Genomic DNA, 12702 nt, shown 5'->3' on the forward strand with positions numbered 1-12702 from the left:
CCCAGCGGGTCGGGCGCCGGCCGCACCCCGGCGACCGAGCGGGCCATCTCCTCGCGCAGCCGCTCCTCCAGCCCGCTCATGTGACCTCCGCTCCGCTCCGGCCGCACGAGCTCCATCCTGCGCCCATGATGAGCGGCCTCCTCGGCTGCGCTCCGGAACCGCTCATGTGACCTCCGCTCCGCTCCGGCCACACGAGCTCCAAACTGAGCCCCATGATGAGCGGCCTCCTCCGCTGCGCTCCGGAACCGCTCATCGCGCCCTCCTCTGGGGTTCGCCGGCCTCCAGCAGGCTGCGCAGCCGTTCCAGGCCGCGCGACGCCTGGCTCTTCACGGTGCCGACCGAGCAGCCGAGCACCTCGGCGGCCTCGGCCTCGGACAGGTCCTCCCAGTACCGCAGCACGAGCACCGCCCGCATCCGCTCCGGCAGCCGGGCCAGCTCGGCGACCAGCGCCGTGCGGTCCGCGAACCCGCCCGTCGGGTCGGGGCCGGCCCGGTCCGGCGGTTCGGCGCTGAGCAGCTCCCGGCGCAGCGCCCGCCACCAGCTGGTGCGCTGGTTGACCATGGCCCGGCGCAGGTACGGCAGCGGGTCGGCGATCCGGTCGAACCGCGGCATCACCTTCAGCAGACAGGTCTGCACCAGATCCTCGGCCGCCGCGACCGACCCGGTGAGCAGGTACGCGGTGTGCAGCAACTCGGTGTACCGCAGCCGCACGAACTGCTCGAAGCCCTCCACGCTGCCGCCTCCCGCTCGGACGCCGTCACAGCATGCACGCACCGCCCCCGCGAAAGGTTGACTAGGACTTCGGGTACGGGCCGTACGGGCGGGGGCCGTGGCGGTGGCGCAGCCGCTCCGCCTCGGCGCCGCCGAGCTGCGCGGTGCCGAGGGTGATCGTCGTGTACCGCTCGCCGAACCAGATCTCGTCGAGCGGGTAGAGGCGGCTGTGCCACAACAGGCGGACGATCTCGTCGCGGACGGCCGGGTCGAGCTCGTCGGTGCCGTCAAGCTCGACCCGAATCTGCGCCACGCCCTTGCGGTCCTTCGTCGCCGGCTTCCCGTCGTCGTCGACGACCTCCTGCACGGCCGGGTACTCGAGCGTGATGCCCCGGTGTTTTCCGCTGAGCCGGTCGAGGTCCGCGCGCAGCTGCTCGAGGATGGCCTGCTCCCGCGCCCGCCGCGGGCCCGCGAGCAGGTTCACCAGGCCGATCTCGAGCAGCAGCACCAGGAACAGCGGCAGCCAGAGCGCCGCCAGCGCGATGACCAAGTTCCAGGCGATGAGGTACCCGTACGTCGCGAGCGTGGCGGACGTGAGGGCGTACCAGAGCAGCTTCAGCAGCCTGTGCCGCGGCGCCGTGACGAGCGCGGAGTTGAGCACCACGCGGTCGAACAGCGCGTCCCACCAGTGCCGCCGCGCGGGCCGCGGCGGGGTCGTCAGGTCGGCCAGCAGCGGCGCGACGTCGGCGGTGGTCGTGGCCGCGTGCGCGGCGCGGACCCGCTCGTCGAACTCGGCCAGGTCGAGCCGGCCCTCGTCGAGGGCGCGCTTGAGCGCGTCGGCGGCCTCCTGCCGGTCCGACTCGGCCAGCCGTCGCGCGTCACCCAGCAGGTCCGCCGTCAGCGGCACCAGGTCGTCGTCGCGGACCGCGTCGTGCGCCCGGTCGGCCCGGTCGGCGTACTCGGCCGCGTCCAGCTGGCCGCCGCGGTGCGCCGCGGCCAGCGCCGCGACGACGTCCTGCCGGTCCTGGTCGCTGGCCCGCGCCGCCAGCCCGGCGAGCACCGCGTCGAGGGCGCCGACCCGCCGCGCCTGCTTGATGTCGGCCTCCAGCGCGGGCGCCTCGAACGGGTTGATCCGCCCGTCGGCGACCGCCGCGGCGAGCGCTTCGAACGCGGCCTCCCGGTCGGCCGTGCCGGCGAGCCGCTCGCCGCGCGCCGTGCCGGCCCGGCCCGGCAGCCCGTCGACCAGTGCCTTGAGCTCGTCGTAGGTATCCACTGTGGACAGTGCGGCCAGGCGCCGCCCGTGCTCCTGGTCGGTGAGCCGGCCCTGCGCCGCCGCGTCGGCGAGCCACCGGCGGGCGTCGTCACGGTCCGCCCCGCGCACCCGCATCCGGTCGACCCACTCCCGCACGCCCTTGCGCTCGGGCAGGTCCGTCGTGAGCCGCACCAGGTCGGCGCGGGTCTTCGTGGCCCGCACCGCACCGGCCCGCCGCTCGTGCTCGGCGCCGTCGAGCCGCCCCTCGGCGCGGGCGACGCCGAGCAGCCGCCGCACCTCGTCCCGGTCGGCGTCCGAGGCCCGCAGTTCCCCGTACCCGCCGTCGGACCACCCCAGGTTCACGAACACGGATGATACGGCCGCCACGCCGGTCAGCGGTCGCGACAGCTAGTCCCGCCAGCCGGCGTCGAGCAGGCGGATGATCGCGGCCAGGGACGCCTGCGGGTCGGGGTCCGTGCCCGCCAGGTCGGGGATCTGCAGGACATACCGGGCCAGGGCACGCACGGCCGGATCGGTCGCCGTGCGGTCCGACTCGGCGGCGATCGCCTCGGCCAGTGCCGGCTCGGCCGCCATCCAGAGCTTTCGCTGATAGTCGCGCAGCGCCGCGGTACCGACGATGAGATCTCTCTTGTGGAGCAGCTCCGGGGTCAGGTCGGCGGCGAAGGCGCCCCGGCCGGCCAGGAACCCGTGCAGCGCGGTGAGCAGCGGCGTGCCCGCCGGCCGGTCGCGGACCGCGGCGACCAGGGCCTCGCGCCGCTCGGTGCCGTCGTCGAAGATCAGCGCCTCTTTGCCGTCGGGCACGTGCTTGAACAGCGTGGCCAGGGACACGTCGGCGGCGTCGGCGATCTGCGCGACGGTGACCCCGTCGTAGCCGTGCTCCAGGAACAGCCGCAGCGCGGCGTCGGCGAGGGCCTGGCGCGTCTGCGCCTTCTTCCGCTCGCGCCGCCCCGTCGTCGTCACGTCCACACTCTACACCGACTCTGAAACTAAAGTCACTTTGACTGTAGAGTGACTCTGCATATGCTCGGAGGCATGAACACGCGCATGATGTGGGCGATCCTCGGGCTGGTGCTGCTTGCCGACGGGCTCGACATGATCGACTCGACCGTCACGAACATCGCCGCGCCGACCATCGCCGGGCACCTCGGCGGCGGCGAGGTGCTCATCAAGTGGCTCGGCACCGCGTACATGCTGGCCATGGGCGTCCTGCTGGTCGTCGGTGGCCGGCTCGGCGACCGGTTCGGCCGGCGGCGGCTGTTCCTCGTCGGCATGGCCGGCTTCACCGCCGCCTCGGCCGTCGCCGGCCTCGCGCCCAGCCCGGCGGTGCTCATCGCCGGGCGGATCGCCCAGGGCGCGTTCGGCGCGCTGCTCATCCCGCAGGGCATGGCGATCATGACCGCGACGTTCTCGCGGGAGATGCTGACGAAGGCGTTCGGCCTGTTCGGGCCGCTGCTCGGGGTGGCCACGGTCGGCGGGCCGGTGCTCGCCGGGTTCATCATCGACGCCGACCTGTTCGGCCTGTCCTGGCGGCCGATCTTCCTGGTCAACCTGGTCCTCGGCGGCGTCGGGCTGGCCGTCGCCGCCCGGATCCTGCCGCGCGACGAGGGCGACCGGGCCACGGCCGTCGACGGCTGGGGCGCCGGGCTGCTCGCCGGGACGATGTTCGGCCTGCTGTACGGCCTGATCGAGGGCTCCACGAACGGCTGGACCGCCGGTCCGGTCGCCGCGATCGCCGCGGGGCTCGCCTGCTTCGCCGCGTTCGCGTACCGCCAGCGCACCGCACCCGACCCGATCGTCAAGCCGTCGCTGCTGCGCAACCGCGGCTTCACGTCGGGCCTGCTGGTCGGCCTCGCGGTGTTCGCGGCGACGACCGGCCTGGTGTACGTGCTGTCGCTGTTCATCCAGGCCGGCCTGCACGCCTCGCCGCGCGGTGCCTCGCTGACCCTGCTGCCGCTGAGCCTCGGCATCATCGCCTCGGCGTTCGCCGCGATGGGCGGCCTCGTGGCCAGGCTCGGCCGCGGCCTCGTCTACATCGGCCTCGCGGTCGTGCTGCTCGGCGCCGGCTGGATCCTCGCCCTGGTCGCCGCCTCAGGCACCGGCCTGAGCGGATGGGCGCTCGCCCCGGCGGTGTTCGTGGTCGGCGTCGGCATGGGCCTGTGCTACAGCACCGTCTTCGACGTGGCCCTCGGCGACATCGGCGCCGACGAGGCCGGCAGCGCCAGCGGCTCGCTGAGCTCGGTCCAGCAGCTCGCCGCCGGCCTCGGCTCGGCCGCCGTCACGTCGATCTTCTTCCACACCGCGACCGCCGGCCTCGACCACGCGACCAAGGTCAGCCTCGTGGTCGTGCTGGCCCTGGTCGCGCTCAGCGTCCCGGTCGTGACCCTCATGCCGCGCACGGCACCGGCCGAGGCGCACCACTGACCGGCGGGCCGAACCAGTGCTCGAGGGCCTCGCGCAGGCCCTCGGCACCGTCGGTCTGGACCCAGGCGGTGTGGCCGTCGGGGCGCACGAGGAGCGGCGGCCGATCCGACCCCGGCGTCACCACCACGTGGTCGGCCCAGGGTCGCGCGATCTCCGCGAGGTCGGCCACGTCTTCAGCGCCGACCAGCACGCCCAGGCCCCGCTCCTGGAGTGCCGCGAGCGTGCCGTCGCCGGACAGCGCCAGGCGGCCCAGCCACGGGTGGTCGGCGGCGGGGACCATCGGGTAGCGGGTGTCGAGGCCCGTCACGGTCTCGGCGAGCGCCCGGTTGCCGTCCGGGTGCCGGGCGACCCGCGTCAACAGGTCGGTGACGTTGCCGTCGGCCTCACCCAGCAGTACCTGAGCCTGCGTGTTGGCCAGCACGTGCTCGCCGGCGGCGTGGCGCTCGTCGTGGTACGTGCCGAGCAGGTGCGCCGGAGCGGTGCCCTTGACGGTCGCGGCGAGCTTCCAGCCGAGGTTGAACGCGTCGTCGAGCGCGACGTTGACGCCGACCGCGCCCGCCGGCGGGTGGATGTGGGCGGCGTCGCCGGCCAGGACGACGCGGCCGCGGACGTACTCGGCGGCCTGCCGCGCGGCGTCGCCGAAGCGGGCCAGCCAGCGCGCCTGCCGGATCGGGACGGGCCGGCCGAGGGCGGTCTCGACCGCGGCCTGGAACTCATCGAGCGTCGGCGCGGCTCTCTCCGTACCGTGGTCGGCCGTGATGATCCGGACGTAGCCGGGGCGCGGGATCACGAACACCCAGCCGCCCGGGCCGCTGGACACGCCGAACGGCAGCGGGTCGGCCGGCTCGACGTCGCCGAGCAGCGACCAGCGGGTCGCCGGCGTGCCGGGGAAGGCGATGCCGGCCTGCCTGCGCACGGTGCTGCGGCTGCCGTCGCAGCCCACGACGTACCGCGCCCGCAGGCGGTACCCGCCGTCACCGGCCGCGACCGTGACCTCGACCCCGTCGTCGTCCTGGCGCAGGCCGCGCACCTCGTGCCCGCGCCGCAGGTCGGCCCCGCGCGCGGTCGCGTGCGCTTCGAGGACCTCCTCGACGCGGGTCTGCGGGATGCCCAGCGAGTACGGGTGGTCGGTGTGCGTGCCCGCCAGCCCGAGCGTGACCGGCAGGCCGGAGAACGCGGCGTGCGGCACCTGCCAGCCCTCGGCGATGAGCGCGTCGGCCAGCCCGCGGCGGGCCAGCAGGTCGAGCGCGCGGGCGTTGAGGTTGAAGCCGCGGCAGAAGTCCGGCCGGCGCTCGTGCCGTTCGAGCACGACGGTTCCGACGCCCGCGAGGCGCAGCTCACCCGCGAGCAGGAGCCCGGCCGGCCCGGCTCCGACGATGATGACGTCGATCATGTGGTACCTCCGGTCGGCCACGTCAGCGACCCGGCGCGGATCTCGTCGCGGATGCCCTGCGTCCACGCCAGCTCGGCCTCCCACGCGTGCAGCCCGTACTCGACCTCGATCATGAACAGTCGCGGCACCTGCCCGGCGCCGACGGTCGCGGCCAGGGCCGCCCGGCCCTCCGCGATCCGCTGCGCCAGGTGCCCGGCCCGCTCGGCGAGCGCGTCGGCGGCGCCCTCCGGCCCGAGCGCGCCCAGGTAGGAGACGGCGGCGATGAACTTCGGGTACTCCGCGACGGGCACCCGGATGAGCTCGTCGATCCACACGACGAACTCGCTGCGGCCGAGGTCGGTGAGCCCGTACACGGTCCGCTCCGGCCGCCGCCCGTCCCGCATGGTCTCGACCGGCTCGATCCACTCGTGCCGGACGAGCGCCTCGACGGTGTCGTACAGCGAGCCGGAGTTGATTTTGAAACTGCTGTCCTTGCTGCGTTCGCGCAGCGTGGACGCGATCTCGTAGGGATGCATGTCCCGCTCCTGGAGGAGGCCGAGCACCGCCAGCGCGAGGGTGTTGGAGATCTTCCGCTTGGCCACGTCACATCCTCGGTTCCTAATAGCCGGATCCGACTATAAGGAGGCGACCATGCCCCGTCAACACGAACGCGCGCAGCCCCCGTCCGGGACTGCGCGCGGCGGTGTCGGTGCGTGGGGTTCAGGCGGCAGCCGGGTTGCCGTCCTGCCAGGTGGTGACGCGGCGGACGAGGAGGGCGCCCGTGATCGCGGAGATGATGCCGGCGGCCGCCGTCACGATCGCGACGCCCGTCGGGGTGGTGACCTGGGTCGTGCCGTCGGACCAGGTGGTCGACTCCGTGTAGCTGAAGAGGCTGACGATCAGGCGATGAAGACGATCAGCACCAGCGCGCGGGCGGAGTTCAGCACAACCGCCCCGAGCTCCTCGCCGGAGAAGACGCTGAGGCCGAAGTTGGTCTGCGTCTGCACGACCCGCCCGGTGCCGGGTTCAGAGGTGTCGTACGCGCGGACGACGGTGAAGACGTGGGCCAGGCTCACGGCCGCGAGCGCGGCGGCGACGATCCAGCTGATCGTTTGCAGTCTATGTGGGGTGGCAACGCGAGTGTCGCTCATGCTTGGCGGAGGCTAGTCGGCCCCCGCAACCGCAGTTTGGTCCCCTCTGTGGGCCTTTTGGCTGCTCAGAGCGGTGGTGCGGGGGTCAGTGGCTCGCCGTTGAGCGCTGTGTTGTCGGCAAGGTCCCACCAGAGCTGTCCGTCTTGCGTCAGGTACGGCCGCCAGTCCCGCACGCCGCCGCCGCTCGCCAGTGCCTCGGCGGTCGCGGCGAGGTAGTCGGCACAGCCCGCCCAGGCATCGGTGAAGTCGCCGCCGTTGTCGTGTCCCCGGTGGCCGGCGACGGCGCGAACCCGTCGACGTCCTCGGCGATCTCCATGCACATCTGCCAGTGCCCGACCATCGCGCCGGCTGAGAGCGGCGGCTGCTCGGGAAAGATGTTCGCCCACTCGGTGAGCCCGTCGTGACACCGCAGCGACTCGACGACGTCGTCCGGAAACACCAGCCCCATGGCCGCCGCAGCGTCACCGATCTGCCCGTCACCGGCAGGCGGCGCCAGCACGGCCGCGCTCGCCGGCGCATGGCGCCGCAACCACCGCTCGATGAGCTCCCAGGACGAGGCGACGGACCGCATCCCGGCAGCCTAACGAGCCCCCGCCTCAGGCGCCGCCCGCCGGCTGGGGTCGCCCGCCCCTACGTAGGCCGGGCTCGGCCTGGTGACCCGGCCCGGTCTGCTGGCTCGGCTCGGCCTGGTGACCCGGCCCGGTCTGCTGGCTCGGCTCGGTCTGCTGGCGCGGCTCGGTCTGCTGGCGCGGCCGGTTTGCCGGCTCGGCTTGGTCTGGTGACCAGCCTCGGTCAGGCGGCCCGGCGCGGTTTGCCGAACAGGCCATCGCCGACGGACACCCGCTGCACCCCTGCTGCCGCACCCGCATCGGCTCGGCTCGGTCTGGTGCCCGGCCTCGGTCTAGTGGCCGGGCTCGGTCAGGCGGCTCGGCCCGGTCAGGCGGCCGACTCCGGGCGTGGCCTGACGGTGCGGGCCGAGCACGGTCCGCCGCCAGGCGAGGATCCCGCATAACGCGAACCCCAGCGCGTTGCCGACCCCGTGCGTGGCGATCATCCAGGAGAGCGACAGGTGCGGCAGCCCGGTCGCCCGCCCGAGCGCCCAGTCGACGGCCAGCAGCATCGTGACTCCGAGTACGAGGGCCGAGGTCACCAGCAACACCCGCGTGGTGCGGTCGTCGGCGAGCCCGTCGGCGTCACCGCGCTGCCGCACGGTGAGCCAGCCCGTGAGCCACATCCCGGCGGTGAGCACGACCGCCCCGGCCAGCTCGACCCACCTGGTGGTGAAGTACCCGACGAACACCAGCCCGATCCCGCCCGGCACGGACAGCGCCGCCGCCCGTCCCGCCAGGCTGTCCCCGCTGAGCCGGCAGACCAGCCCGGCCACGAGCGCCGCGGCGAACCCGGCGTAGTGGAAGTGCGCAACGGTGAGCGACAGGATCTCGACCCGGAACCCGAACAGCCGATACCCGCCCCGCTCGGCAACCAGCGAACTGGCGGCAACCGCGGGCGACGCCAACGCGGTCAGCACGGCAATCTCCCGCGGCGCCGGCACCCGCAGGCGGCCCGAGCGCCGGCCAACGACCCAGGGCATCCACAGCGCCGTCAGCCGGCCGGGGATGGCGGCGGCGAGCCACAGGGTCGCCAGCAGGTACACCGCGGCCAGCGCGACGGCCGGCCAGCCGCGCGGCAGCCACACCGACAGGGCGCCCGGAGCGGCCCCGAGCAGCCACAGCGCCCGCCGGCGCCAGGGCCACGGCTGGTCGACGAGGTCGAGCCCCAGCGGCACGACGACGAGCATGCCGAGCGACAACAGCGCGTTCAACAGCACGGCGAGCCTCCTTGAGCATGTTCAACTCGACTGTAGTCGCCGACTTGAACATGTTCAACATGGCATCCTGGCGTCCGGTGTCGATCCGGGCGGTTGTCGTTCGTGTAGTGGTGGGACGCCGGCGTCGGGCCGGCGGTGCGCGAGGACGGTGAGAGCGGATGCGTGAGATGCGGACGCTGGTGAGCGGGCGCGGGCTGGTGGAGGCGCCGCGGTGGCACGGCGACCGGCTGTACTTCTCGGACTGGACCGCGGGCGAGGTCCTCGCGGTCGGCCCGGACGGCCGCGCCGAGGTGGTCGTGCGGGTCGCGTCCCTGCCGCTGTGCACGGCGTGGCTGCCCGACGGCCGGATGGTGATCGTCTCGTCCGCCGACGGCCGGCTGTTGCGCCGGGAGGCCGACGGCACCCTCACGACGCACGCCGAGCTCGGCCGGCCCGGCTGGAACGACGTGGTGGCCGACGGCCGCGGCAACGTCTACGTGAACCGGGTCGACTTCGACCCGACGGCCGGCGAGGAGGCTCGGCCGGGTGAGGTCTTCCTGGCCGCGGCGGACGGTTCGGTGCAGCGGGCAGCCGGCGACATCGCCTTCCCCAACGGCATGGCGGTCACGCCCGACAACGCCACCCTGATCGTCGCCGACTCCTACCGCCACGCCCTGGTGGGCTTCGACATCGCCCCGGACGGCACCCTGTCGAACCGCCGCGTCTGGGCCGACCTCGGCGACGCCTTCCCGGACGGCATCTGCGTCGACGCCGAGGGCGCCGTCTGGTACGCCGACGTGCCCAACCGCCGCTGCGTCCGCGTCGCCGAGGGCGGCAAGGTCCTGCAGACCGTCACCCTCGACCGCGGCGCCTTCGCCTGCGTCCTGGGCGGCACCACCCTGTACATCACGGCCGCCGAGTGGCAGGGCATGACCGAGGCCGAGATGGTGACCCCCGGATCCGGGCAGGTCCTCGCGCTGGAGGTCGACGTCCCGGGCGCCGGCTGGCCCTGACCCGGAACCGCGTTTCGGGCCCGCGGTCAGGCCTGATCCCTGTCTCACGGGGTCGAGTCTCGCGGGTCGGCGGTGTCAGCACGGTGTCGGCGAACGACACCGTGCCGACACCAGCCGGCTGCGAGACTCGGTCATCCGATCCGGGCGTTGATGAGGTCGGCGAGTTCCTCCGTCGCCCGGTGACAGGCCGCGGAGTAGCGGGTGAACTGGGGGAAGCCGTGGGTCAGGTCGGGGTTGTGGACGTAGGTCAGGTTGTTGCCGGCCGCGGCGAGCTTGCGGGCGTAGGCATGACCGACGTCGCGGAGCGGGTCGAAGCCGTTCGTGACGAGGATCGTCGGCGGCAGGTTCGCGTGCGACGGCGCGTACATCGGGGTGACGTATGGGTCGCGGCCGTCGTCCGTGTTCTTCAGCAGATTGCGGACCATCTCGTAGATGCCGTTCGTCTCCAGGTAGAGCCCCGTGCGGTTCTCGCTGCCGGCGAGGGTGTCGCCCGGGAACGCCGCCTCCGGGAAGAGCGGCACCTGCAGCGCCAGCTGAGGCCCGCCCTCGTCGCGAAGCTTGAGCGCGACGACACAGGTCATGTTGCCGCCGGCCGAGTCGCCGCCGAGCCCGATCTTCCCCGGATCGACGCCCTCCTGTGCGGCGTTGTCGAAGAGCCAGCGCACGAAGAACTCGATCTCGTCGATCTGCACCGGATACTTCGCCTCGGGCGCGAGCTGGTAGTCCACCACGTACGTGGCGATCCCGGCGCGCTCCGCGATGATGCGCATCGCGGTCTCGAACTCGTCGAGTGTGCCGTAGGTGAAGCCGCCCCCGTGCACGTAGACCATGGCGCCGATCGGATCGCTCGCCGGCCTCGTCGGGCTGTGCCGGCGGACGGTGAGCGACCCGTGCGGGCCGGGCAGCACCAGCGTGTCGACCTCGCCGATCGGCGGCCACGGTCCCTCGCCGAGCACGGCGTGGTCGCGCCGCCCCTGCGCGACCGGCACGTCGGCGCCGAGTGTGGGCCCGGTCGGCAGCCAGGCGGCGAGCTCCGGGTCGAGCTTGCCGCGGCCGACGGACTCCGGAATCGTGGTTCGGTCGTAGACCGGCATGGTCCCTCCAAAAGGTCTCGGTTCGCCGGGGGACATGCACCGCCCGGTCGCCGGTTCCCGTTCGCCGGGGGAGATGCCCCGGGCTCGGGCCGCCTCCACCGGATGCTGAGTGACTTCTGGGTGAGGCGGGTGCCGGGCGCCGTCCGTAGCGTGGGTGCCATGACGCCGTCCGCGTTCGACCTGGCGTACATCGCCGCGGTGGTCCGGCCGTTCGAGCGGTCGATGCGATACGTCGGCGAGACGCCCACGCTGCCGATGGTCGACCTGGCGCTGAGCAAGGAGCAGGCGCTCGGCCCGCACCTGTGGGGGCTCTTCTACGACGGGTGGCGGCCCGCTCCGGAGTCCGAGGGCACCACCGTGTTCGTGGAGGACTACGCGCGACGGGGCCCGGACAACCAGCGCAAGCGCATCTTCATGGCGGCGACCACACCCGACCTGTATGACGCCCGCTACCGCGGCAAGGTGCTGGCGTTCCTCGACCGGCTCTTCGCCCCGGCCAACGCCGGGCGGCCGCTGCTGCGGGAGTACTTCGCCCACTACGACGACCTCTTCTGGGACCTCCACCTCGGCGCGACCGGCGACGCGATCCCGCCCGACGTCCGCGAGTTCGGCGCCGCCTTCGCCGCCGTCCTCGCACTCGGGCCGCCGACGGATCCACTGGTGTACCGCAACTACCTGCGCGTGCGAGAGCTGCGCCCTGCGGTGCGCCGCTGGATCGACGGTCGTCTCGACGCCGCCGACGACGCCACGTTCGCGTACTACTGGCTCCGCAACGGCCTGCGGCGCGAGGACATCGTGATCGAGTGCCTGCACGACCTCCTCGCCATGGGCCAATGGTCCTACGCGCTGCACCGCTTCGTCCCGCGCCTCGCAGAGCCGGAGATCGCCGAGGCGTTCCGTGCGACGATGGCCGACCCGGACAGCGGCACCCCGTTCACGGCGCTCGACCACTTCGTGATGGAGCTGTTCCGCACTGTCTCACCGAACCCGGCCACCGTGTCCGCGCTGCGCCGCCAGGACCAGGCGGACGACGCAACGCCCGCCCCAGCCACCGGATCGGCCCGCCACGCCGAGCCCGGCCCAACCCACAGCCCCGGCTCCGGCCCACTCGCTGGCTCGGCCCGCCACGCCGAGCCCGGCCCAACGCACAGCCCCGGCTCCGGCCCACTCGCTGGCTCGGACCGCGATGCCGCGCCCGGGCCAGCGCGCGGCCCCGGCGCTGGCTTGCTTGCTAGATCGGACCGCGATGCCGCGTCCAGCCCACGGCGCGACCCCGACGCGGGCCTGTTCGCTGGTGCGGACCCTGGGCTGAGCCCCGCGCTGATCCTCACCTCGCACGTGGCGGCGAGCACCGATCCGCGGCATTGGGAGCGGCCCTTGGAGTTCGACCCCGGCCGGTATCGCAGCGCGCCGACGAGTGCCGACGCCCGCAGTGGCGCGGCGGGGCTGGCGCGGTGTCCGTTCGAGCCGGCGTCGTTCGCGGTCCGTGACGGCCGTGATGTGGTGCTCGTCAACGGGGAGTTCGGCGCGGTGTACAGCGTGGCCGGGGGAGTGGCGAGCCCGGTGTGTGACAGCGCCGGGTATGCGCCGTTCGGGTTCGGGTATCGGCGTTGCCCGGCGGAGTTGCTCACGGTCGCGTTCATGAAAGACGTGCTGCGGCGGGTGTGGCGGGACCGCCTGACGTTCGCCGATCTCGGGCTCGCCGCGCCCGAGCGCTTACCGTGCGGCTCGGCCATGGTGGAGGACAACGTCGGCTTCGCGAGTGAGGGAGTGAGGGAGGGAGTAAGCGGGCCGCCAGGTGCGCGGGCGACCGGAAAGGCTGGCCGGGCTGGTAGGCGGCCGGCTGAGCGGGACGGCTGA

Annotated in this window: 12 protein-coding genes; 3 read left to right on the forward strand and 9 right to left on the reverse strand. The window is 73.5% G+C overall.

Translation table 11 applies throughout. From position 1 onward, the window contains the following. Positions 1-249: 249 nt before the first annotated feature. From ABZS66_RS35465 to ABZS66_RS35475, 3 genes are all read right to left on the reverse strand, one after another. Positions 250-732 (reverse strand): SigE family RNA polymerase sigma factor, encoded by a 483-nt coding sequence (locus ABZS66_RS35465; RefSeq protein WP_354765494.1) that lies wholly within the window; start codon positions 730-732, stop codon positions 250-252. Positions 733-793: 61 nt separating this feature from the next. Beyond that, entirely contained in the window at positions 794-2326 is a 1533-nt protein-coding gene (locus ABZS66_RS35470; protein ID WP_354765496.1) for a DUF1707 domain-containing protein, read from the reverse strand. Positions 2327-2371: 45 nt separating this feature from the next. Beyond that, positions 2372-2944 carry a helix-turn-helix domain-containing protein gene (locus ABZS66_RS35475; protein ID WP_354765498.1) on the reverse strand — a complete coding sequence of 191 codons (573 nt, stop codon included), beginning with the start codon at positions 2942-2944 and terminating at the stop codon, positions 2372-2374. Between the two features lie 72 nt (positions 2945-3016). On the opposite strand from ABZS66_RS35475, the gene ABZS66_RS35480 reads away from it, so the two are divergent. Continuing rightward, complete coding sequence (locus ABZS66_RS35480; RefSeq protein ID WP_354765500.1) at positions 3017-4405, forward strand: MFS transporter; 1389 nt, start codon at positions 3017-3019, stop codon at positions 4403-4405. Here the strand turns inward: ABZS66_RS35480 and ABZS66_RS35485 are convergent. The 5 genes from ABZS66_RS35485 to ABZS66_RS35505 all read right to left on the reverse strand — a co-directional run bounded on the left by ABZS66_RS35485 (position 4368) and on the right by ABZS66_RS35505 (position 8756). Further along, complete coding sequence (locus ABZS66_RS35485; RefSeq protein WP_354765501.1) at positions 4368-5798, reverse strand: FAD-dependent monooxygenase; 1431 nt, start codon at positions 5796-5798, stop codon at positions 4368-4370. The genes ABZS66_RS35480 and ABZS66_RS35485 overlap by 38 nt on opposite strands. Beyond that, the gene (locus ABZS66_RS35490; protein WP_354765502.1) at positions 5795-6379 is read right to left on the reverse strand and encodes a PadR family transcriptional regulator; all 585 of its coding nucleotides are present in this window, start codon (positions 6377-6379) and stop codon (positions 5795-5797) included. The genes ABZS66_RS35485 and ABZS66_RS35490 overlap by 4 nt, the downstream gene beginning before the upstream one ends. Positions 6380-6676: 297 nt before the next feature. After that, positions 6677-6928 (reverse strand): hypothetical protein, encoded by a 252-nt coding sequence (locus tag ABZS66_RS35495; protein ID WP_354765503.1) that lies wholly within the window; start codon positions 6926-6928, stop codon positions 6677-6679. 148 nt (positions 6929-7076) lie between these two features. Continuing rightward, positions 7077-7499: a hypothetical protein gene (locus tag ABZS66_RS35500; protein WP_354765505.1), complete on the reverse strand. Its 423-nt coding sequence runs from the start codon at positions 7497-7499 to the stop codon at positions 7077-7079. Positions 7500-7829: 330 nt separating this feature from the next. Further along, complete coding sequence (locus ABZS66_RS35505; protein ID WP_354765507.1) at positions 7830-8756, reverse strand: YndJ family protein; 927 nt, start codon at positions 8754-8756, stop codon at positions 7830-7832. A gap of 158 nt (positions 8757-8914) precedes the next feature. Here ABZS66_RS35505 and ABZS66_RS35510 point away from each other — a divergent pair, with 158 nt between their 5' ends. After that, positions 8915-9748, forward strand: coding sequence for an SMP-30/gluconolactonase/LRE family protein (locus ABZS66_RS35510; protein ID WP_354765509.1), 834 nt, complete (start codon positions 8915-8917; stop codon positions 9746-9748). Positions 9749-9879: 131 nt separating this feature from the next. Here ABZS66_RS35510 and ABZS66_RS35515 read toward each other — a convergent pair whose 3' ends face one another. Continuing rightward, positions 9880-10842: an alpha/beta hydrolase gene (locus ABZS66_RS35515; RefSeq protein WP_354765511.1), complete on the reverse strand. Its 963-nt coding sequence runs from the start codon at positions 10840-10842 to the stop codon at positions 9880-9882. 159 nt (positions 10843-11001) lie between these two features. Here ABZS66_RS35515 and ABZS66_RS35520 point away from each other — a divergent pair, with 159 nt between their 5' ends. After that, entirely contained in the window at positions 11002-12702 is a 1701-nt protein-coding gene (locus tag ABZS66_RS35520) for a hypothetical protein (protein WP_354765513.1), read from the forward strand.

Source organism: Dactylosporangium sp. NPDC005572, from assembly GCF_040605515.1.
In the GTDB taxonomy this organism is placed as follows: Bacteria; Actinomycetota; Actinomycetes; order Mycobacteriales; family Micromonosporaceae; genus Dactylosporangium.

Coding starts and splice junctions, on each gene's coding strand:
- ABZS66_RS35480 (WP_354765500.1), top strand. CDS start 3,017: ATGAACACGCGCATGATGTGGGCGATCCTCGGGCTGGTGCTGCTTGCC.
- ABZS66_RS35485 (WP_354765501.1), bottom strand. CDS start 5,798: ATGATCGACGTCATCATCGTCGGAGCCGGGCCGGCCGGGCTCCTGCTC.
- ABZS66_RS35495 (WP_354765503.1), bottom strand. CDS start 6,928: ATGAGCGACACTCGCGTTGCCACCCCACATAGACTGCAAACGATCAGC.
- ABZS66_RS35500 (WP_354765505.1), bottom strand. CDS start 7,499: ATGCGGTCCGTCGCCTCGTCCTGGGAGCTCATCGAGCGGTGGTTGCGG.
- ABZS66_RS35510 (WP_354765509.1), top strand. CDS start 8,915: ATGCGTGAGATGCGGACGCTGGTGAGCGGGCGCGGGCTGGTGGAGGCG.
- ABZS66_RS35515 (WP_354765511.1), bottom strand. CDS start 10,842: ATGCCGGTCTACGACCGAACCACGATTCCGGAGTCCGTCGGCCGCGGC.
- ABZS66_RS35520 (WP_354765513.1), top strand. CDS start 11,002: ATGACGCCGTCCGCGTTCGACCTGGCGTACATCGCCGCGGTGGTCCGG.